A 22,066-nucleotide genomic window follows, 5' to 3' on the forward strand; every position below is an offset into this window, starting at 1 on the left:
CCCAAACCGCGTCAACTCCACAGATCCTGACACAACCTTCCCGCCACATGACCGATCCACCACCACCGAAACCCCAGTTCACAGATCCGATACCAACCCTCACCAACTATCGGACCAAAGCCAGGTTCAACCCCACACACCTCATGCACTATGGATGCTGACGCGTTTTCGCTGGTACAGTCCGCGGTTGTGATGGGTCTGCATAAGCTGACCGCTGGGGACGGGTACGAGTACCTGACCCGGCAGGTTGCGGCTGCCGATTCCACCGAGCGTGGGGCCTCCTCGCTGGCCGATTACTACTCCGAAAAAGGCGAGTCACCCGGCCGCTGGGCCGGGGCCGGCCTCGCCGGTCTGGGGTCGGTCGCGGCAGGCCAGCAGGTGTCCGAAGCGCAGATGAAGGCCCTGTTCGGTGAAGGTCTGCACCCGAACGCGGACCTGATGTTCGAGCTGGCACTCGCGCAAGGCGCGTCCCAGGCCGACGCTGCCCGGTCGGCGAAACTGGGCCGGGCGTTCAAGATCGACTCCGGAGCGACCGCGTATCGGGTGGCGTGCGCGGAGGCGTTCGTGGCGCACAATCTCGCACGCGGGCAGAAGTGGAACGCCCCGATCGACGACGCCGACCGCGCGCGGATCCGCACCGATGTCGGATCGAAGATGTTCGCAAAGGAGTACGGACGTGCTCCGGCCGACGAACGGGAACTGTCCGGGTGGGTGGCCAAGGTCGGCCGGCAGAAGACCACAGCTGTGGCCGGTTTCGACTTGACGTTCACACCGGTGAAATCGGTGTCGGCATTGTGGGCCGTCGCCCCGCGCGAAGTCTCGGAACAGATCGAAGCTGCACACGAGTCCGCGATCGCCGCCGCGGTGACGTACCTCGAGAAGCACGCGTGCTTCACCCGCGTCGGGACCGGGGGAGTGGCGCAAGTCGACGGCAACGGGTTGATCGCCGCACAGTTCACCCACCGCGATTCACGCGCCGGGGATCCGAACCTGCACACCCACGTCGCGATCAGCAACAAGGTCGCCGCGACGATGCCCGACGGCACGACCAAGTGGCTCGCACTCGACGGGGCCGCGTTGTACCGCAACAACGTTCCCGCCTCCGAGGTCTACAACACCGTCCTCGAAGCGCAGTTGCGTGAACGCATCGGCGTTCGGTTCACCGAGCGAGCGTCGACCGATCGCAGCAAACGTCCGGTCCGCGAAATCGACGGCATGGACGAACGTCTCGCGGAGCGGTGGTCCTCGCGTAGCGCCGCGATCAAACTCCGCACCGCCGAACTCGCGCGCGCCTTCCAGGCCGATCATGGACGTGAACCGACCGCCATCGAAGCGATCTCCCTCGCCCAGCAAGCGACGTTGGAAACCCGCGCCGCCAAACACGAACCGGTCTCGCACGCCGACCAACGCAGCGGCTGGCGAGCCGAAGCGATCGAGATCCTCGGCTCACAGAAGGCGCTGTCGGAACTGGTCTCCTCGATCACCGCGCACACCGCCGCCGAAGCGACGACGGACTTCGATCACGCCTGGGTGCGCGAGACCGTCGAACGCTCACTCGACATCGTCTCGCGGAAACGATCACGGTTCCTGCGGCACAACATTCGCGCCGAAGTCGTGCGGCAAGTACGCACCTTCGACCCGCCGGCCGAGCGCATCGATGCACTCGTCGAGAAGGTCACCGACCTTGCGTGTGGGGAGGAGTTGTCGATCGACCTCTCCGGTGCCGCCGGCACCGACCCCGCTGCCGATATCGCCCCGGATGTGATGCGCCGACGTGACGGTGCCGATGTGCACACCCGCCACGAATCGCAGTTGTTCACCACCGCAGCAGTACTCGATGCCGAGGCGCGCATCGTCGCCCTCGCCGGGCGCACCGACGGTATTGCGATCGACGACAAGCACGTCGAGATTGCGTTGCTCGAATCCGCAGCGAACGGTCTCGACCTCAACGCCGGCCAGCGGTCGCTGGTGCGTGCGATGGCGACCTCGGGAGCGAAAGTGCAACTCGCACTCGCCCCCGCAGGTACCGGCAAGACCGCGTCGATGAAAGCACTGACGACCGCGTGGCAGAACGCCGCAGGTCGCGTCGTCGGGTTCGCGCCGACCGCTGCCGCCGCCGCAGTCCTGCGTCAAGATATCTTGACGACTACCGACACGTTGGCGAAGTTCGTCGACATCACCCAACGCTTGCGCGAGGGCCGGTCGGTGAAAGTTCCGCAGTGGTACACCGACATCGGCGAGGACACTCTCGTCATCGTCGACGAAGCGGGCATGACCGGCACCCTCGATCTCGACGAAGCAATCACTGCACTCGTCGAGCGCGGTGCAACGGTGCGGTTGATCGGTGACGACCAACAGCTTGCCTCCGTCGCCTCCGGTGGCGTGCTCCGCGATATCCACGACCGCATCGGTGCGTTGTCGCTCTCGCAAGTCGTCCGGTTCCGCGACCCGGCCGAAGGTGCCGCGTCACTCGCGTTGCGTGACGGCGACGAAGCCGCGATCGGGTTCTACATCGACCACGGGCGGGTTCACGTCGGATCGATTGCGACGGTCACCGACGACGCCTACACCGCGTGGGCGGCCGACCATGCGGCCGGCAAGGACGCGCTCATGCTCGCCCCGAAACGCGAGCTCGTCGCCGAACTCAACACCCGCGCACGCACCGACCGCCTCGCCGCCACCGACACGCGAGTCGGCCGGGAAGCAGTCCTCGCCGACGGGCTCATGGCCAGCGCCGGAGACACCGTCCGCACCCGCTCGAACGACCGCCGCAACCCGCTCTCGCAGACCGACTGGGTCCGCAACGGTGACCGCTGGATCGTCGAGAAAGTCGGACGGGACGGCTCGCTGCGGGTCCGGCACATGGAACTCGGACGCAGCGTCACCCTCGACGCCGACTACGTGCAGTCCGCCACCGAACTCGGCTACGCCGGAACCGTGCACTCCGCGCAGGGCTCGACCGCCGACACCTGCCATGTCGTGGCCACCGGCGACGAAACCCGCCAGCTCGCCTACGTCGGACTCACCCGCGGCAAGCAAGCCAACCACCTGTACTTGGCGACCGCGTCGGACGGCGACATGCACACCGCGATGACCGAACGCGGAATGCTTCCCCCGACCGCGGTCGACGATCTCCGCGAGATTCTGCGGCGCGACGGCGCACAGGTCTCGGCGCACTCGACTCTCGCCGAAGCCGACGATCCGCACCTCAATCTCTCACCGGCTGCGCGGGCCTACGACTACTCGGTGGCCACCGGCTCCGAAGTGCACCTCGGCCCGGAGGTGATGGCCGCGATCGACGTCGCCGCCGAACAAGAAGCCCCCGGTTTGACCGACGAGCCCGCATGGCCGACCCTGCGCGGACACTTGGCGATCCTCGGTGCACACGGCCGCGATCCCGTCGAGGCCCTGCGCAGTGCTGTCCGCTCGCGCGAACTCGATACCGCCCTCGACCGGGCCGCGGTGCTCGACTGGCGTCTGAACCCGAGCGGCAAGCATTCCTCCGCCTCCGGGCCGCTGCCGTGGCTACCCGCTATCCCGACAGCGGTACATGGTCTGCCCGAGTGGGGTGCGTACCTCGACGCCCGCCAGGAACTGGTGACGGCGCACTGCGCACGCATCGCCGCCGACGTCGCCACGTGGACACCGACGACTGCACCGGTGTGGGCGCGCCCGCTGCTCACCGACGAACCCGACCGGGGGCTGCTCACCGATCTCGCGGTGTTCCGAGCCGCACACGACGTCGACCCGGCCGATCGCCGTCCGACCGGACCCGAGCAGCTCGCCGCCGCATCGGTGAAAGCACAACGCAGCCTCGACCGCCGCGCCGCCGAGCTGATCGACACCGGAAACGATGCCGTCGCCCGGTGGCGTCCGTTCGTCGACGAACTCGACACACACATCGCCCGCGATCCGTACTTCCCGATCCTCGCCGACCGACTCTCCGCCGCCGCACGCGCCGGAATCGAAGTCCACACCCTCGTCCGCGACTCCATCGCCACCTCGCCGCTACCCGACGAGCTGCCCGCTGCCGCACTGTGGTGGCGACTGTCCGGTGAACTCTCCGTCGCCGCGCTCGACGCCGACACCGACGGCGCGGTCCTCGAACCATCGTGGGCACCGGTACTGACCGAACTGCTCGGCTACACCGCCGCCGTCCGCGTCATGTCCGACGCGGCGTGGCCCTCGCTCGTCGCGACCGTCGACGCCGCCGACCCGACCCTGTGGACCCCGGGACAGTTGCTCGGGACCGCGTACGAGTTCCTGCACGGCGGCATCGACCCGGTCGATCACGGTGTCACCCTGCCCGCCCACGAACTCGCCACCGCCCTGACGTGGCGGGCCGAAATGCTGGTCCGCGAGAACCACCTCGCCCGCACCTACACCCCACCCACCGCCGAACCACTCTCGATCGAGGACGAAGAAGCCGTCCCCGTCGTCGACGACGCGGTCTCCGACACCGTCGGCGGTGAGCTGCCAGACGAGTTCGTCATCCCGGCACCACTACCCACCCACGCTGCCGCGACCGACACCGTCGTCGACGGCTCGAACCCCGCGATCCCGGTCGACGCCGATGCGGACTACCTCGCCTCCCTCGACGCACTCGACGCCCCCGTCGACTACGACCACGCGCCACCACCGGAATACGACAGCGGCTACGACCAGCCCCCACTGGGGTACGACGGCGAGTACACCGGGGTCGACCACGAGGCCGGCGCACCATTCGACATCGACGCCGCCGACACGATCGGCACCGCCGACGCCGAGGCCGATGTGTGGGATGCGTTGCGCTCGCAGATCGAGACGATCGAGCTGCCGTACCCGAGGGTCACCACCGACGAACGAGTACGACTGCTCACCGCAGATCTCGACGACGCGAAAACCAGGTACCGGGAGCTGCGCGGTCGAATTTCCGACGGCACCAGCCCCGCACAGTTCCATGCCCGCACGATGCTCGCCGAGCTGCAGGAGCGAGCCGACCGGCAACGCCCCGCCCGCATCGAGATGCTCGACACCCGCCAGGAGTGGACCGACCGCGAGTTCGAGGCCGAAGCGCTCTGGCATCACATCGACACCGTCATCCGGCCCGCCGTGGCCGCCGACGTCGCGGCTGCCGGGGACGACGACGATGCCCGCGCCCTCGCGCAGCGCGGTCTCGACTGGGAGATCTGGCGCGCCGGATTCGTCGACGACACCGCAACCGCAGCCCGCACCCGCGCACACGACGCCGCCGCCGAGTACGAGCGGGTCACCGCTGCCGACGGGGGAGAAGTCACCGCCGTCGACGTCACCACCGCACGCCTGGCGGCCGAGAGCATCGACCTCGCCGCGCTCGCCGAGCTCAAGGCCGACGTCGACCGCACAGAAGCGATGCTGTGGCGGGCCGAACAAGCAGCACAGCGCGCCGCGATGACCGACACCCCGACCCTTACACAGCAGGTGCAGCCCTCCGTTGAGGCTGTCGACGCACCAGCAGCCGACGCAGTCGAGCAGCTCGAGCGGACGGCCCCGACAGAGCTGGCGGTAGAGGACGCCATCGAGGCTGCACCCGAGCCGCCGCCGGTGCTCTCGCCGGCCGATGCCGCTCTGCTCGCGAAGATGGAGAAGGACCCGATCCGGCTCGTTCCGGACGCGGAACTGACTGCGTTCGTCGACCGAGCCGGACGCGACCGCACCGAACCCACCGTGGTTGCGGATACCGAGAAGCTGTATGCCCGACTCGACGAGCAAGCCGCAGCGATCGCAGCAGCCCGCGAACTCGCCACCGAATTGCGTCGCATCCGTGCCGACCACGAGGCCGCACGCAGCGAACACACGTCGCTCACCGAGCAGCTGTCGACCGCGAAGCGACGCGACCGCAAGACCCTCGAACCCGCTGCCGAGGACGCACGGCTACGCGAAGAACGTCTCGCCCGCCAGTTCGGCGACACTCAACGCGCCGCCCGCGACGCCGCCGGCCGGGTCCAAGCAGAGACCAGCGAATGGCCCGCGATCGCGGCACGCGCCGCCGACCCGGACCGCCGCGCTGCCGACCTCGCCGCTGCCGCTGTGTTCGACACCGCCATCACCGAACGAGGTCGGCGTTTGCGAGCAGTGACGCTGGCCGGCGAACGTCATGCTGCCGAACAGCGGGTACGCGCCGTCGCTGGTACAGCGCGCACGGTGGAGGCCTTGTCAATCGAAGGGCTCACCGACACCGACAACCGTGTCAGCGGCATCGAACCGGTCGACTCGGATGCGCAAAAGCGCATCGCGCACCTGTTCGCCGACGCGCCCGGCCCCACGCGGTCGCGGACCCGTACGCAGACCATGAATGCTGAACAGCAGGTGGGCCCTGTCGTCACCGAACGCCAGCACGAAAACGATTACGGACTCTGATCTTCCGGGTTACCGGAACATCGGTGAGCCCAGTTCTGCATTGGGGTCACTCATCGGTTTCTGCCTGTACAGCGGCCAATTCGGCTGCGACTGCGGCGTCTGCAACCTTGGCCAAGAGTTCGATGAACGAAGCGTCGTCCGGGCTCAACCTGTATGGAGGGGACACGTAGATGACGTCATCGTCTCCCAGTTGCAATTCGGCAGACGAGTCGTAGAGGCACTCGATGCCGCCGGCAATCACCAATTCATCGTTGGGTCCCACAGCGAAGCTAGCGGACCAGACTGCTCCGTTGCCTGCAGCGGAGTCGGGGTGCGGGTGCTCGAAATGAATGCTCGCGACCAGCTGCCCGGCCGCAGTGACCAAGGTCTTGCGAGCGGGTACGCTACCGCCCCCGACTGCAGGGTCGTCCTGGACGCGGGTGCCTGTTAACTCGCTCAGATATTCGGCCAGCCATTCCTGTGCATCCGTCTCATCACCGAAATTCAAGTCCAAGTCAGCGGCGACTGCTCGATCGACCTGGCGAACGTTCACTACCTCGGTGGCCCGTAATTCTGCGACACATCCGATCTGGAGCAGAGCGTCCACTTCGTCGTTGCTTGAAAAGATCGACCCGTCGCGATTGTCGACCGTGTACCCCTCGACCTGAATAACGGTGTCCAAGATCAGATCGAACGAGGCGTAGCGGATGTCTCCTGTTTCGGACTCGTCGACGCTTACGCCTGAGATGCCCACGACATGCGAGTTCGGGTGGACTTGAACATCGGTTACCTGATCGAACTGTGCGCCAGGGTTGGAGGGCAGTCCTGACAGATCGATCTCGGCGACCAACCTGGTCGCCCACGACTCCGCCGGCACGCCGTGTCCGTCGTCGCTGTCGTGCAGATCCTGCTCTGCATCCCGAAAATGTTTGACGATGGCGCTGCGGACCTCGGCGTTCTCCAGTCTCTGCTCGGCTTCTTGCTTCCGTTCGGCACGAGAGGACGCGAGTCCGTCCATCAACGCCTTTTCGTTCCCGAACACCTTGACATCTTGACCGCCAGCGATGGTGCCAAGGGTCTTGTAGATGTCAGGTTTGTTGCTGCTCAGAAATGCGAGTTCACCGACCCTGTGTCGTCCGTTGTGCTCTGTCGAGTCGCGCACCAGTGCCGAGTCGGCGGCTCCGGTCTTGACTCCGTCTTTTCGGACCCCGGGCCCCGTCAGAAGAATCTGATCTTTGAGGGCCTGGATGGCAGACCCGCCGTGCACTGGGACGACCTCGACGTTCGACATTCGCCGTAAGGTCTCCTCGATCGCGCTAGCGATTTCAGTTCTGGTCAGCGTCTTGGTCGGGGCACCTGGCATCCCGGGGATATCCAGATGGTCAAGTTTGCGGAGCCCTGGTAGCACTTCTGCTTGTGTTGCCGCAGCGTGGTCAGCCCATTCCCAGGTGACTACTTGAGGAACCCACAACTGGACTCCTTGGGCGGCGAGGCGCGCCGCGAGTCCCTGCACCCATGAGGCGTCGAACTCTCCTTTGTGTCCGGACATGTTGGTGTCCAGGACGACGAACCGCGCGTGTACGGGATCGGCCTCAGCAGGTTCTTTGGGCGCGCCTTCGGTCATGCCTCATTGAACCAGAACCGCACGGCGACCTTCGGTTTCTGCGTTTGCGGCACAGAACCTGGTTACACGGGCTCGAACTCGATGGGTCGTGCAATCTTGTTGAAAGTCAGGTGAGGTGATGGATTGACGACCAAACCACGTGTTTCCGCGTGAAAGCTCTCGATGTCCGCAATGTTCTTGACGATCGTCGCCCACCGCAAGTATGCGATGTCATCGATTCGTCGTAGGTAGTTCAGGACGCCGACGCCGAGTTGGCTGGTGGTGACGACGGTCTGTCCAGCTAACGGACGAAGAACCAACCACGTGACGTACTGCGCGACCTGAGGGGCGTGCGGCCGCCCCTTCATTGCCTTGCGGACACTGTCGAGGAACTTCTTGGGCCCGAAGTCGACGGTCTCACGGTGGGATTCGGCCCCCGAGGGTTGCTTGACTACAAGGCGTGGAGTCCATGCCGTGGCACGCGGAGTCCAGCTCTCACGATCCACGGTCGGGCGTTCGACTTGATCGTGACCGGAGATCAAATCCGGGTACTCGTCACCGAGCCATGCCAGGACGTCCTCCGCGCGAGCCCACCCCGGCCGACCGCGCTTCCCACGTGCCCGATAGTCCATCGCGTAGAGCACGTGCAGCATGTGGTGACCATTTTCCTTGAGGTAGTGCTCGACTGCATCGCGAATCACCACGACGTCCATGACGAGAACTTTCTCGGTGGTCCCGTCCTTCGTTGTGCGTTCGATCTTCTCGAGTACGCCCTGCGTGCGCATTCGCGCACGTAGCGCGTCGATGGTTCCGGCGACGGTCTCCTCGGCACGCTCCTCGCTGACCCGGAGAAACGTTCTCTCGACGACATCGTTGCGCAGCAGTTCTCGGTCGAAATAGCCGCCGATGGATCCGTCGCCGTTGCGCAGTCGAGCATCCTCGAGCTCCCACCCGATCGAGGACTCGATCGTTCTGTAGCGATGCCCGTTTGTGCACAGGCGGTCTCGCTTCAAGCCCTCCGGTATCGCCACGGTTCGCGTCACCCTCGTATCCGACGCACACAATGCACACAACACCCGTGATTCCTCCGTCGCTGTCCGGTCGAGCCCCATCTGCCACAGGGGTCACGCCATGACGGCGCAGGCCATGGCACTATGCGCTAACTAGCGTAGATGTGCGGGTGGGCGTGCGCAAGAGTTGCTTATCTGTACAACTTGGAACTGACCATAACTAGTGTATCGGTCGCTATTGCAACGTTATTACGTTGTGAGGCAGTCTTATTCGTGTGGCACCGGATCGGACCGCACTGCTCGCGAAATTGCAGACAGGGCCCCTTCGGGAACCTCTGCTTGGCTTATTTGTGCAGTTGTGGTTCGCCCGCCCACGGACGACCGTGACCATCGGTGCGTCTAGATAGGCATCGTGACCACATGACGATGCCCCTGCCGGAAGGAAGACCGATGACGGTCATCACCGACAAACCCCGTTCGTTGCTCCTCAAGATTCGCGTTGCTTTCGTCGTGGGACTGGCGTCTCTGTTCGTAGTTGCCGGAGCCGGGGCGGCATCCGCTGGCCCCCCGACGTATCCGATTGTCGATGTCCAGACAGGGGCTGCTGCCCGCACGGCACCATCCACTGCATCGGGCACTCTCCGTGGCTATGTGACCTGGCACGGCAACACTCAGCCGTCGTGGGTCAAGTGCTGGCAGGATGGCGATTGGGCCACCGGCAATTACCGCACCAACCGATGGTTCCTTGTCTACGTCAACGAGACGCGAGATATTGCTCCGCAGTGGCTGTACGTGCACGCGTCGTACGTCTACAACCAGAAGATCGTGGGAAGGTGCTGACGCTCACGACCATCTGAACACCATTGACAGAACAAGCTGCCCCGGAACGAGGTCTCGTTCCGGGGCAGCTTGTTTCTACGTGTCGAGGTCGTATCCGTTGTCGGGTTCGTTGTTGTGACCTGGTTCCGGTCCCTCGTTGTCCCTGCCGTGCCACGGCTTGGCCGTTCCGGGGTTGTCGTCCACCGCGCGGAGGAAATTACCGGGCCGGGTCGATGTGTCGCCCGGTTCCCGATGCCCGTCGACAACAGCGTTCTGTGCGGCGGCAAGCTGAGCAGCAATAGCTCTGTCGTGCATCATCGCTCGTACATCATCGGCGCTGCCCATTCCGAGGTCTTCGACGAGGGCTGGGGTCGGGTTGAGCATGAGCGACCACTTCGGCTCACGGCCTTTCGCTGCGGCGCGTTCGGCGCGTGCAGCATCTCGGGCGAGGGCTTCGGGGCTGGTCTCGGCCTCCTTGATCTCACGCCGCAGACGAGCGACTTCGTTCGAGAGGTCTTTGAGCTGCACTGCTTTCGGGAAGTCCGAGAGCTCGATCAGGTCGAGGTCGTCGAGGCGTTGTTCGTCTCGATCGAGTGATCGTTCGGCCTTGGCCAGGTCGGTGTCGACGGTGTACGCCATGTTCTCCACTCGCGTGAGCAGACCGAATGCGTGCTGGCTGCGGTCACTGTCTCCGATCTTCGGGTGTAGGTCGCGGGCTTCGATTACTTTCGTCGACGACCCGAGTCCGGAGAACGACAGATACAGCGCACTGTCCTGGGCGGGACGGGAGGCCTCGATGGGGAATCCGCTCATCTCCGCGATCACCACCGTCTTGGTGAGCCCTTCGCCCTTCAGGAACCGATAGCTGCTCTGCAACGCCATGGCCATCGCATTCGCGGCGTCGCTGCGTTTGTCGTAGAACACCCCGCGAATGGTCATGCCGGGCCACTGCTCGACCTCGCGCCGGCCTTTGAGCACTGGTGCCGCCTGGGCCAATTGAGCAACCCGCTGACGCGTGCGGGGTACTTCGCGGCGCAACCGGTCGCGGTCACGCTCGATCGAGCGCTGCTCGGCGAAATGCGAATCCGCCTCGGACTGAAGCTCCTGGAGCTGGGAGTCCAGCTCGATCTGCTGGATGTACCGATCGTCGCCGGTGGCAAGGGCCTTGGTCATCGCCGAGTTCTCGGCGAGCGAATCGCTGTCGAGGTCGACCACGCGGCGCATCGAGCGGTCCGCTTTCTTGAGCTGTTCGATGAAATGCGCCTTGCGGTGCACGGTCTGCCACATGACGGTGTCGAAGGTCTTCTCGGCGACGTAGTTGAACACCTTCACGTGCGCGTTCTGGTTGCCCTGTCGGATGATTCGGCCCTCACGCTGTTCGAGGTCGGCCGGTCGCCACGGCACGTCGACGTGGTGCAGCGCGATCGCGCGATCCTGAATGTTGGTGCCGGTGCCCATCTTCTCGGTGGACCCGAACACCACCGATACCTTTCCGGTGCGGCACATCTCGAACAGGCGGGCCTTCTCCGACGGCTTCGGGTAGTCGTGGACGTAGGCGATCTGCGCGGGCTCCATTCCGCCGGCGAGCAACTCGTCGCGGATCCCGTCGTAGATCGACCACGACCCGTCGGCTTTCGGGGTGGAGCGGTCGCAGAAGACGATCTGCAAGGCACCGGGCGTCGGGTGGGGTTCACCGGAGGCATCGAGGTAGGTGTTCTCGCTGGAGTCGTTGTGCACGTCCAGGATTCGCTGCGCGACGATGTGCGCACGGGAATGCTCCGGCGGTGCCGGATCGAGGTGCGCGACCCTCGGGTCGAGGGTGGCGTTGCGGCCGTCGTTGGCGACCTTGAGGGCGTTGTCGATGTCCGGGCGTTTGGCGTCGGCATGGTCGGCGCGATACCCGAGGTCGGCGATGAAGTCCTGCACTTCCAGCGCCGGGGTGAACGTGACGTCGGTGTTGCGGCCACCGTCCTTGACGGGCAGGTTCGCGGGCACCTGATCACGGGTGACGGCGTCGGTGTAGACGCTGGTCATCCCGATGAGATCGCCGACGTTGGTGAATTCACCGACCCGGGTGATCGCCCGCAGTCTCGATCCGGACGAGTTCAGCTCGACTCGTTCGACGGTGTCGGTGAATGTTGCTCCCCAGTCGTTGATCTGGGCGACCCCGGCGTCCTCGAGGAGATCCGGACGCAGGTAGTGCTGCATCACCCACAGCTCGGCGAGGGAGTTCGCGACGGGGGTGCCGGTGGCGAACGTGGCCACGCGTTCGACGTACTCCTCCGGCGGGATGCCTTTGGTGATCGCTTCCTCGCGGCGCATAGACCGCAGATAGTTCAGTTTCAGATCGAGGTCGGTGGCCCGGTGTGAGCCTTCGTTGGCGAGCTCGGTGACCCCGGACGCGCGGGCGAGGTTCTTGAACTCGTGGGCTTCGTCGACGAACAGGTAGTCCGCCCCCGATGCCTCGAACGTGAGCCCGAGATCCTTCCCGGCCTGTTCGAGCGCCGTTTCGAGTTTCTCCTCGAGCTTGGCCTTCATCGCCTCGAGACGTTTACCGGTCTGAATGCTCTCGACATTGTCGAGCTCGGCGGCGATAGCCTCGACCTGGGTGCGGATGTATTCGGCTTTCGTGCCGGGGTCGACGCCGATCGAGGAGAACGCCGACCGTGGGACGATCACCATGTCCCAGTCCTGTGAGGCGGACTGTGCGACGAGCAATCGGCGCCCTTCGGCATCGGTGGCCGCCGATCCGGAGAGGATCCGTGCGCCGGGATACCACTGGCCCGCTTCGCGGACGACCTGGTCGATGATGTGGTTGGGCACCACCACCCACGGCTTGTTCGCCAACCCGAGGCGTTTGAGCTCCATCGCACCCATGAGGATGGTGCCGGTCTTGCCGGCCCCGACGACGTGATCGAGAAGCACCGTCGGCTCGGAGACGATCCGGGCGGCGGCGTCGCGTTGATACGGGTACGGCGAGTACTTCTCCCCGAGGCCGGGGAAGGCCATGTGCGCGCCCGAATGCACGGGCGCGACAAGGGAGTTGAACTTGTCGTTGTAGATGTCGAGGAGCTGTTCGCGGCGCACCTCGTCGGCGTGCAGCGCCCACTGTCCGAACTCTTGCGCCAGTCGTCGCGCCTTGGACTGAGCGGCGCGGGTCGCGGCATCGTGCACCGTCGGTGCGCCCGCGCTGTCGCGGAACTCTTTCGAGCTGGTGATCTCGATCGGGTCGCTGTTGAGCAGGTCGGTGAGCATCGCGGGCCATTCGTAGTCCCCGGCGCGCATACCGGCGTTGCCGATACCGCGGTCTTCGGCCGGGCGGTGCTCGAAGTTGTACTTCGTCGACCACGCGCCCCGTTTGGGCACCAGACCCCATTTGAGATTCTGCGCGCCCGAGTCCGCGTAGTGCCCGACCGTGACCGACCATCGTCCTGATGCCCGCTCGATGGTCACCGGAACATCGGTCGGTACCTCGAACGTCTCGCGAACGAACTGGGTGTAGGTCTCGATCGGCACCCACGGCGCACCGAGAGCGACATCGACATCGGTCTTGCGCGGAGGAATCACGGCGGTCAACGCATCGACATTGGCCTGGTAGCGGGGATCGAGGGCGGCGATCTCTTCGGCGTCGGCGAGCTTGGTGCGGACATTGCCCGACAGGTACGAGGGCGACGACACCCACCGAGTCGGATCGGTCAACGTACGGAAGGCACGTCCCTCCATCTGACTTTCGGCCCGCTCGACCGTGGTCCCGAGCAGCTCGGCGATACGTTCGACGTCCAGACGCGCGTGCTCGTCGAGGCTGATGGCCATCGCCTCGTCGACCGTCTCGGCGTAACTGCGCAGCTCACGCGAGTGCAGGACGTCGGTGTGGAAGATCGCCGCCTTGCGGGCCGTCATGGTCTCCTCGTCGAAATGCTCGAGGGAGAGCACCGCAGCGAACGTCGGGTCGGTGCGGATAGCTCGGCCGAGGTGGCTCTGCAGCTTGGTGGGCTGTCGCGGGTTGATCCAGGCATCGTCGGACAGCCGGGCGTAGACGTCCTCGGGGATCTCCCCGGCATACGGGTCGCCGGCGACCCCTTCGTCCTTACGCCACGTCTCGATCAGCTTCGCCAGAGCGGCATCGTGCTGCGATTCGGTGAGGTCCTTGGGTATCGACATCTTGAACCGGTTGATCGGGCCGTAGCGGGCAACGTAGGCGTCGTACTGCTCACCCAGGATCTCCCGCAGCGCTTGCCGCTGGCCGGGGTCGGTGGGGCCGCGTTGGGCGTCGATCAGGGCATGGGTGGTGTCGCGTAGTGCGAGCAGTTCGCCCCATTCGGCGACCTGCTTGGCTCCCCGAGTGTTCACCGGCTCCCACTCGCGGGAGTTCCAGCGTTCGATGGTCTCCATCTGCGCGTCGTGCCGCAGCGTTCCCACCGCGAGCTCGTCCTGGGCCGGGCCGTTCCCGATCGCGAGGAGCCCGCGCTCGAAGTCCTCCCGGGTCGGGCCGAGGGTGTCGCGCCACGACGCGGTGAGCCCGAGCCCGCCGGCCTTCGCGAGATCAACGATCGTGGTGAGCCGATCCTCGACCAGGGAGGCGAGGTCGACGTCGCTGTCGGTCGCGTCGACGGACAGAGTCTCGTTGCCGTACATGCCGTGCCCGACCCGCAGCTCACCGAGCACCCAGTCGGGGTGGTCGGTGTAGACGGCGTTGATCGGCACGCCCTTGTCCTCGCCGGCATCGTCGAGTGCGGTGGCGTTCTCGAGCTGCAGGAATCGCTCGGTCAGCGGCGCAGGCTTCGCCCCGTCGGCGCGGCGGCGCAACACGAGAATGTCGGTGACGACCTCTGTCCCGGCGACCCGACGGAACGCGTTGGACGGCAACCTCACTGCGCCGACGAGGTCGCCGAGGGCGGCGATGTCGCGGCGGGCGCGCTGGTTCTGGGCGTCGAGGGTGTAGCGGGAGGTCAGGACGGTGACGTAGCCGCCGGGTGCGGTCATCGCCAACGATTTGACGATAAAGTGGTTGTGGATCGAGTGCTTGGCCTGGTTGTGGACCGGGTCATAGAGCCGGTAGTCCCCGAACGGGACGTTGCCGATCGCCGCGGTGAACGAGGACGTCGGTGCGGTGGTCTTCTCGAATCCTTCGCCGCGGATCTGCGCCGACGGATTCAACGCCGCGGCGATCGCGGCAGTGGTGGCGTCGAGCTCCACCCCGACCATCTGCGCCGACGCCGGGGCGTGGGCGATGAATGTGCCCGCACCGCAACCCGGTTCGAGGACACGGCCGCCGGTGAACCCGGCCCGGATCGTTGCCTTCCACATCGCGGCGGCGATGGCCGGGTCGGTGTAGTGGGCGTTGAGGATGGTGCGCTGTGCCTGAGCCCAGGCGGTGTCGTCGAGCAGCGTGCGTAGTTGCTCGCGTTCGGCGGTCCAATCGTCGCGTCGCGGGTCGAAGACCTGCGGGGTCGCGCCCCAACTCGACCAGCGAGCCAGGACCGCTTGCTCATCGGCGGTGGCGTAGCGATCCTGCGCGGTGACGACGGCGAGGGTGCGCAGGGCGTCGATGTTCGCTGATACACGGGCTTTCGCTCCGGACGGAACCAGAATCTCGGTGCCGGGCCGGAAGTCCACGGGCTCGACATTCCACAATCGCTCGGCGACCGTCTGCGTGTCGACCACCATCCCTTCGGTGGTGTCAGGGACTGCGGTAGTCGCCGGGGGATCGGGTGTCGGTTCGACTGTGGGGGAGTCGGTCTCGACGCTGGGTGGGGGAGTGCTCTGCGCGGCGAGGAGTTGGTCGACGCGGCGGCCGTCGACGGCGATCAGGTGCCGACTCTGGTTGCCGTAGCTGATCGCGGCGGCGTGATCGTCGGGCCCGAGGGTCTTCTGGTTCTCTTCCGGAATCAACGACACATCGCCCGCGCGGCGCAGCTCCATCAGAGCGTCTGTGACCTGCTCGGCGGTCAGTGTCCCGTCGAGGTCGGCGCGGATCCGCGCCAGACGCACAGAGGCTTCGTCCTCGCGCGCCAGCCGCCCGTACGCGTCTCGCACCAGCTCGACCGGGGACGGCGGTAGCGGCGCGGCGTCGACGGCGTTGTCCGCGAAAACCTCTGGTGTGGGCTGCAACTTCGGCACCGGTGGGGAAGCGTCGGCCTCAGCGACCAGAACGTCGGGATCGACTGGTGTGGGCAGCGGTGTGCCGCCGACATCGACGGCAGTCGGGGCGATCGGCGCTGCACCGTCGGCGTCGAACGCGAACAGGTCCAGCTGGGCGTCGGATTCGCTGCGGCGGGTTACTTTCCGCTTGCCGCGTGCTCGGCCACCCGCTCGTCGAGCTGGCTCGTGAACGTGGGAAACAGCGGGTGCTCGGTCGACGTCGGGTAGGGCTCGTTGTCCTCGATCCGCGCCGCGATCAAATGCGCTGCGTAGTACCGGAACCTCATCGGTTGCTCCGCCCACAACAGGTCCGTCAGCTGGTTCGCTTCCTTGTCCGGGTCCGCGCAGTTCAGTGGGTTGCGCCACCGCTCCGGATCGCTCCGATGCACCTGGATCCGTGCCCGATCCCGCTCGGCTTCGGCTTCCGGGCTCTCCTGATCCGGCGGGTAGGCCTCCATGTCCTCCGGGAGCTGGTTGTAGATCTCCTCGTTGATCACGAAGTCCGTCGCCTGCGCCCAGGCCTGGTTGATCAACCCGACCTGCTCCATGTACGGGGCCGGCTGCCCGTTCTCCCGGATGTAGCGTTGCAGCACTTGCTGTTCCATGTAGATCTTCATGTTGTCGATCCGCTCCGCGATCCGCTCGCTCTCGCTCTCGAGGAACGCCTGTTGATCCTCCGGGCTCAACTCCGGCGGCAGCCCCTGGTGCTGGAGATAGAGCTTCATGATGTCCTGCGTTATCGGGTCGATCATGGGTGTCACTGTCCTCTGTCTCGGCGAACAAATCGAGTTGGAAATCGTCGGAATCTTTGGCCACAGCGTGCGCTCCTGAAGTCGGGCGAGAGGTGTATGCGACCCGCGCAACCCGAGGCCGGGTGGGGGTCGTTAACGTCGTCGTCGGCTGGAGGCGCAATCTCCGGCCATTAAGGGCCCTGGTGGGTCATGCAGGACCCACCAGGGCTTCTGGCTGTTTCGGGTCAGGGGTTGTGTCAGGTTTTTCAGCCGGTGAGCTCGTCGAACCAGCCGGCCGGGGCCTGCACCAGGTTCAGCCGAATCGGCGGTGTCTTCTGATGAGAGTCACGGCTGCACAGGTACATCGGGCCATGCTCGGCATCGAGCATCGTGCGCAGTTGCGGATCGGCGTGATGAACCCACCACCCCGACATCGCGGCCCCGTCCTCGGCTGCGGACGCTGCCTCCCACGCCGTCCACAGTGCGTGCAGACGCACCACGACCTCGGGATGCTCGAACCAGCGTGGGCAGAACACCCGGTTCTTCCCGGCAGACGACGAGAGCTTGCGAGCCACGATGGCCGACAGCCACGTCTCGAACCAGGCATCGAAGCTCGAGTACTTCGTCGACGCAGCCTTCTCGGGATCCGAATCGGAGTTGTCGTGGTCGCCGGGGAAGTTCTTGTCGGGGAAGTCGTCGTCGGGGTGGAAGTCGTCGTCAGCGGTCACAGGAACGGCTCCTCGTCGACGTCGTCGATGGTGGCGGTGGCGTGTACTCGATCGGGGACGGAAATCTGCTCCTTGTCGGGGATGCCGTACATCGCGAACGAGGCATCGATCGCGTCGGCATTGGGGCCGTCGGACCAATACATCTTCTTCACCAACACCGGCCGATTACCCGAGATCTGCACCAACGCTCGGGTTTTCGGGATCGCGGCGAGATCGTCGACGGTCAGGATCGCTTCCTTGGACCAGGACTGCGACTTCGACGACGACCCACTGTCGAACACCCCGCCGCTACGCGAGGCCGACCAGCGTTCGACGTCGTGATCACCGACGAGCGCCGACAGCTCGGAGAGAGTGTTCTTGTCCTTCACACCGCCGCCGTACCAGAGGAAATTCGCGGCATCGAGGAGCTGCTTGACTCCGTCCTGGCCCCAGACTTTCTGGGCCTGAGAGAGGTTCTGCACGATCGTCATCACGCAGATCCCTTGCGATCCGAGGTGGGAGTACCAGGCAGGGAGCTCGGGCAGGCGGCAGACGTTCGCGGCTTCGTCGAGGACGCCGAGCATCGGCACCGGCAGTCGCCCGCGGGGGCTGCGGCGCGCGACGCGCTGGGCGGCGTCGATGATCGACCCGATCAAGGCCGTGGTCAGCGCCGACGACGAGTCGGGGCCTTCCTTCGACAACGCATACAGCGTGTCGTTACTGGTGACGAAGTCCTCGACGACGAATTCGCGCATCGAGTGCGGGTACCGCACCGATCCACCGATCTTGGTGTCCGGTGCGCCCTCGAGGGAGATGTCGCGGCGGTTCGGTGGGAGCACCGACATCGCGTAGGCCTGCTCCTCGAGCAGGCCGATGAATCGACGAGCCATGTCGTACAGGCCATCTCGCTGGCGCGGGTTGAGTTCGCTGGTCGACTTGAGCCGGTTGGCGATGATGTGGTGGCCGTGGACCGCGAGCAGCCGCTGGGGAAGTTCGTTCCCCTCGTCGGAGAGCCAGCCGTAGACGTGCAACAGATCCCCGTCCGCACACGCCGCCGCAAGCATCATCTGCGCCAACAACTCCTGAGCCCCGCCGTCGAAGTAGGCATCGACGCGGGCCGAATCGTCCTTCGATGCGGCAGCGAAATAGGAGGCCAGCTTGCGGGCGTCCATGATCGTCTTGATCGCGCGCAGCGGGTTCCACCAAAACCCGTCATCGCTCGTACGGGGTCCTTCGGCGATCCCCTGTAGGTCGTACCGCCACACCGCGCCGAGCAACTCCCGGACACGGCGTGTGAAGTCGTGCCCGTCACGCTTGTTCGAGGTGAACAATGCCGCGCCCGGTGCGGTGCACAGGGCGTCGATCGCCAGCGCCGCGGTCTTACCCATCCGTGGCCCGGCGAGGGCGAAGAGCATGTCTTCCCAGGACATGTACACCTTCTGATTGCCTTGGACGGTACGGCCAACGATGACCCCGATATCGGCGTCGTCCAGGGTGTCCCGGTCGACGAGGTCCGGTCTCAGCTTCTTCGCTCGTTCGAGTGCCTGCTTGCCGGTCACTCCACTGAGCTTCGATGTGGGACCCATCAGTCGGGCCTTGGCGTCGACATCGTCTTTCTTGCCACCTCCGGCCGCGCGTGCCGCTGCGGCAACCCCCGTCAGACCGGAGGCGATGATCACCGTGATCACGAAGATCACCGTCGAGACGGTCGGCCAGGTCAGCTGTCCGCCGGCCACGGAAAACAGGGCAACGAACGGATTGGCGGGGATCTGCTGGCCGGTGTCGGTGAACGCGTTCCCGAGCCACAGCGACCCATAGGCCACGGCGATAGCCACGATCGCGAGCAGGACGGCGATGAGCGGCAGCATCGACGAGGACGCACCGGCGCCCTTCGAAGTCGCCTTCTTCGTCACCATGCGTCCATTCCACCCTCGACCGCCGCGTCGACGCCGCGGTCGAGCTCGATGACGCGGGCGACCCGGTCGGTGATCTCGACGACCGAGTCCGACGAGCGGTCCAGGCGCGGTGTGTCGAGCATGAGATCGGCCAGACGGAGCGTTTCGACGTCGGCAGAGGTGGAGGACACGTCGAGGGTGTGCTCGGCGATGTCGTCGAAATCGAGGCCGTCGAGCTCGGCAGGCAACTCCAGGACGTCCAGCGACAGACCCGGCCGGAGCACCGCATCGTCGATACCGTTGTCGACCAACCGCTCCCGCCACGCATCCTCGTGCACAGCCGTGCGATCGACGGTGGCGTCCGCCCACTCCTGCTGCACGGGATCGGTGAAGGTCTGCGCCGCGATCAGCTCGTGCGCCACACCCGCCGCAGCGAGATACGCCGCCGCCCGCACCAACGACACGTCGGCATCGAGCAGCCCGAATGCTCGACTGTCACTGCGCGGCTCGTAGGAGTGCGACCGAGTGCGGATCTCCTCGCGGCGGACGTGCGCGCGATCGGCCAGGCTGCGGCGGCGTGCGGCAGCCAGGGTGGCGCGGCGACCGCGTTCGTAGGCGGCGGCAGCGATCTGCGAGCGGCGCTGCAGCTCCGCGGTCGAGACAGAGCGTGTGGTCATCGACGGTCACCACTGTCGATGGTGAACGAGATGTGATGAGTGCTCGGCGGGAGCGAGTGAGGAATCGACATGGAGGGCCTTCACTGGGAGCGTCGGCCAGCCCACAGCTCGAAGACACCGACACCCGAAAGCGGTGTGGTGCAGTGCTGTTGCTGGATGGACGCTCGACCGTGACCCTCATCGACGGTCGAACGTGCTCACCATAACGCATGCCGTGGGTCTGTCGCAGCCTTCGACATCCGTCTGGTTCGGAAGGCGTCAGTAGACTTCGCGCACCTCGGTGAGGTGTCATGTAAGCATTTACGCTGGCCCCCGGCGTGGGAGAGCTAGCCACGATGCAGAAACACGTATGCCCCGAACCGTTTCAGGATCGGGGCATACGTGGTCAGCTCATCAGTAGGAAGAGCAGAGCGGGTCGCTGGTCACTTCGTCGATCTTTTCGTGGGACATGCCGCCGGGAGTGGGGCTGAAATAAGGGAGGGTCACGGAGGTGCACAACACACCGTCCGCCGGCACCATGTCGGTCCACCAAGTGGTCGCGAGTCCGAGTGGACCACCGGACTTTTGGTGTGCCAATGTTCCACCAGTCTGCGCAACGTAAGGCGTCGATGACGTTGTCGTCTTCACGCTTGCGTGACTGACCGATGCACCGGTCGCCTCGCCGCCAGCAGCGCTACGCCAGTAGCTTGAGAACCGACCCCAACCAGAGTTGCACATGGCTGACCACCTCAGTTCGAGCATGCCTTGTCCAGCGAAGCTCATTGAACCGATAGTCTTGGCGTCCGTAGCGCAGACCGTGTCAGAGGGGTTCTTTCCGTAACATCCGCTGCCGTAACACCCTGTTGAGTCTGCAGATGCAACAGCGGGCGCGCTTACAAGCAGAGCGGTAGTCGCAAACAAAGTAAGTGCGACGGGACGAATTCTGAAACTCGATGAACTCACAGTTCTCCTTGGCTCACGTTCGCGTCAGCGAACCCGCCGCGGAAGCTACCGACCGAAACCAACGGCCCGATAGCCTCCGCAGCTTTACCTGGGTGTAACCCATCGATCTCGAACCTGTTGTTCGAGGCGAGGACTGGACCATCAGCAGCGGGCGGCTTGCCGACCGAACTCCCGCATGCATGTGAACAGTGTAGGGATAATAGGCATCAAAGGCTCATATATGCAATAGAGAGACACCAATGGCCAGGCCCCCTGTGGGAGTCTGGCCTTTGGGTGTACGGAACGCGGCAACGCCCCGCACCGATGGGTTCCCAGGTAAAGAACCGTTTAGCACTATCCAATTGCAATTGGATAGCAAACAACCGCGAGGGCCGTGGCTCAGTGCGCCTGGGTTCGCGGTCTGGCGAGTAGAAAAACACATATTGCCAACAATTGCAAGCTGTCAGAGTTCGGGCCTTGATCGTCGTACGTCGGTTTGTCTCGAAATGGCGGGAAGTCGTGCGTGAGGCCGCGACGGACCGGCAGCATCGCAACTATGGGTGATGTCATCGAGTTCGTGTCGCGGTTCTTTCTCACCGATCGACAGCGGGAGCTGATGCGGATCCATGCCTGGGTGTGCGCCGACGGCGCGTACGACGACATCGAGGAACGCGGAGACGATCCTGTCGATACGACCGAGTGGTGGTATCTGTTCGACCAGTTGCCGGAGTGCACCTACGACGAGTCCGTCACATGGATGCGTCAGATGGCCCGATCGTTCGACGACCTGGCCGAAGACCTCGACGCCGGCGAGTTACCCCGACCGCGCACGATGGCAGAGCAACTGGCGCTGTTGATTGTCATCGCGCAGGCCGCAGCTGCTCTCTCCGACGCCGAGTACGGCGAAGACGTCGCCGCCCTGGCTACTCACCCGCAAGACGGCGACTGGGATGCCGTGTCCGACGGCCTGATGGACGACCGTGATGCCGAAGTCTTCTACCACCCCGCCACCGCCATCCAAGGGCTACAGGTCTTCCCCTGCCACACGTGGTTCACTGCAAGGGTCGGTGAAGATCCACGCGATCCTCACCGAGGGTTTCGGCCGTAACCTGCGTAACCCTCACCCTCGTGCTGGATTCTGTACCGGCGCATCGGGACTGCGTGCCCGGCGGGCCCACCTCGGGCCGCGCAGACATTGTCGGTCG

General features: G+C 65.3%; 11 protein-coding genes. 3 read left to right on the forward strand and 8 right to left on the reverse strand.

The window, feature by feature from the left end; all coding sequences use genetic code 11:
• Positions 1 to 192: 192 nt before the first annotated feature.
• Entirely contained in the window at positions 193 to 6,378 is a 6,186-nt protein-coding gene (mobF, locus tag CH296_RS27040; RefSeq protein WP_256980595.1) for a MobF family relaxase, read from the forward strand.
• A 46-nt stretch (positions 6,379 to 6,424) separates the two neighbouring features.
• Here the strand turns inward: mobF and CH296_RS27045 are convergent, their stop codons facing one another.
• The gene (locus CH296_RS27045) at positions 6,425 to 7,648 is read right to left on the reverse strand and encodes a hypothetical protein (protein ID WP_094686086.1); all 1,224 of its coding nucleotides are present in this window, start codon (positions 7,646 to 7,648) and stop codon (positions 6,425 to 6,427) included.
• Positions 7,649 to 8,043: 395 nt separating this feature from the next.
• On the reverse strand, positions 8,044 to 9,003 hold the full coding sequence (locus CH296_RS27050) for a hypothetical protein (RefSeq protein ID WP_094686087.1): 960 nt from the start codon (positions 9,001 to 9,003) through the stop codon (positions 8,044 to 8,046).
• A 417-nt stretch (positions 9,004 to 9,420) separates the two neighbouring features.
• Here CH296_RS27050 and CH296_RS27055 point away from each other — a divergent pair, with 417 nt between their 5' ends.
• Positions 9,421 to 9,810 (forward strand): hypothetical protein, encoded by a 390-nt coding sequence (locus CH296_RS27055; protein WP_094642651.1) that lies wholly within the window; start codon positions 9,421 to 9,423, stop codon positions 9,808 to 9,810.
• Positions 9,811 to 9,885: 75 nt separating this feature from the next.
• Here CH296_RS27055 and CH296_RS27060 read toward each other — a convergent pair whose 3' ends face one another.
• The 6 genes from CH296_RS27060 to CH296_RS29950 all read right to left on the reverse strand — a co-directional run bounded on the left by CH296_RS27060 (position 9,886) and on the right by CH296_RS29950 (position 20,882).
• Positions 9,886 to 15,909, reverse strand: a complete 6,024-nt coding sequence (locus CH296_RS27060) for a helicase-related protein (protein WP_256980596.1) — start codon at positions 15,907 to 15,909, stop codon at positions 9,886 to 9,888.
• Between the two features lie 158 nt (positions 15,910 to 16,067).
• Positions 16,068 to 16,682, reverse strand: a complete 615-nt coding sequence (locus tag CH296_RS29355; protein WP_094686089.1) for a hypothetical protein — start codon at positions 16,680 to 16,682, stop codon at positions 16,068 to 16,070.
• A gap of 245 nt (positions 16,683 to 16,927) precedes the next feature.
• On the reverse strand, positions 16,928 to 17,389 hold the full coding sequence (locus CH296_RS27070; protein WP_179277837.1) for a DUF4913 domain-containing protein: 462 nt from the start codon (positions 17,387 to 17,389) through the stop codon (positions 16,928 to 16,930).
• Complete coding sequence (locus tag CH296_RS27075; RefSeq protein ID WP_094686091.1) at positions 17,386 to 19,284, reverse strand: type IV secretory system conjugative DNA transfer family protein; 1,899 nt, start codon at positions 19,282 to 19,284, stop codon at positions 17,386 to 17,388. Before CH296_RS27075 ends, CH296_RS27070 begins: the two co-directional genes overlap by 4 nt.
• The gene (locus CH296_RS27080; RefSeq protein ID WP_094686092.1) at positions 19,278 to 19,940 is read right to left on the reverse strand and encodes a TraI DNA relaxase; all 663 of its coding nucleotides are present in this window, start codon (positions 19,938 to 19,940) and stop codon (positions 19,278 to 19,280) included. Before CH296_RS27080 ends, CH296_RS27075 begins: the two co-directional genes overlap by 7 nt.
• Positions 19,941 to 20,333: 393 nt before the next feature.
• Positions 20,334 to 20,882: a DUF2690 domain-containing protein gene (locus CH296_RS29950; protein WP_094686093.1), complete on the reverse strand. Its 549-nt coding sequence runs from the start codon at positions 20,880 to 20,882 to the stop codon at positions 20,334 to 20,336.
• 535 nt (positions 20,883 to 21,417) lie between these two features.
• On the opposite strand from CH296_RS29950, the gene CH296_RS27090 reads away from it, so the two are divergent.
• Positions 21,418 to 21,969 carry a hypothetical protein gene (locus CH296_RS27090; protein ID WP_094686094.1) on the forward strand — a complete coding sequence of 184 codons (552 nt, stop codon included), beginning with the start codon at positions 21,418 to 21,420 and terminating at the stop codon, positions 21,967 to 21,969.
• The last annotated feature ends 97 nt before the right edge of the window (positions 21,970 to 22,066 follow it).

It is taken from the genome of Rhodococcus sp. 14-2496-1d, assembly GCF_002259365.1.
Lineage (GTDB): Bacteria > Actinomycetota > Actinomycetes > Mycobacteriales > Mycobacteriaceae > Rhodococcoides.

Excerpts from the sequence above, each read along its gene's own strand:
- mobF (WP_256980595.1), top strand. The coding sequence starts at position 193 with ATGGGTCTGCATAAGCTGACCGCTGGGGACGGGTACGAGTACCTGACC.
- CH296_RS27045 (WP_094686086.1), bottom strand. The coding sequence starts at position 7,648 with ATGTCGAACGTCGAGGTCGTCCCAGTGCACGGCGGGTCTGCCATCCAG.
- CH296_RS27055 (WP_094642651.1), top strand. The coding sequence starts at position 9,421 with ATGACGGTCATCACCGACAAACCCCGTTCGTTGCTCCTCAAGATTCGC.
- CH296_RS29355 (WP_094686089.1), bottom strand. The coding sequence starts at position 16,682 with ATGATCGACCCGATAACGCAGGACATCATGAAGCTCTATCTCCAGCAC.
- CH296_RS27075 (WP_094686091.1), bottom strand. The coding sequence starts at position 19,284 with ATGGTGACGAAGAAGGCGACTTCGAAGGGCGCCGGTGCGTCCTCGTCG.
- CH296_RS27080 (WP_094686092.1), bottom strand. The coding sequence starts at position 19,940 with ATGACCACACGCTCTGTCTCGACCGCGGAGCTGCAGCGCCGCTCGCAG.
- CH296_RS27090 (WP_094686094.1), top strand. The coding sequence starts at position 21,418 with ATGGGTGATGTCATCGAGTTCGTGTCGCGGTTCTTTCTCACCGATCGA.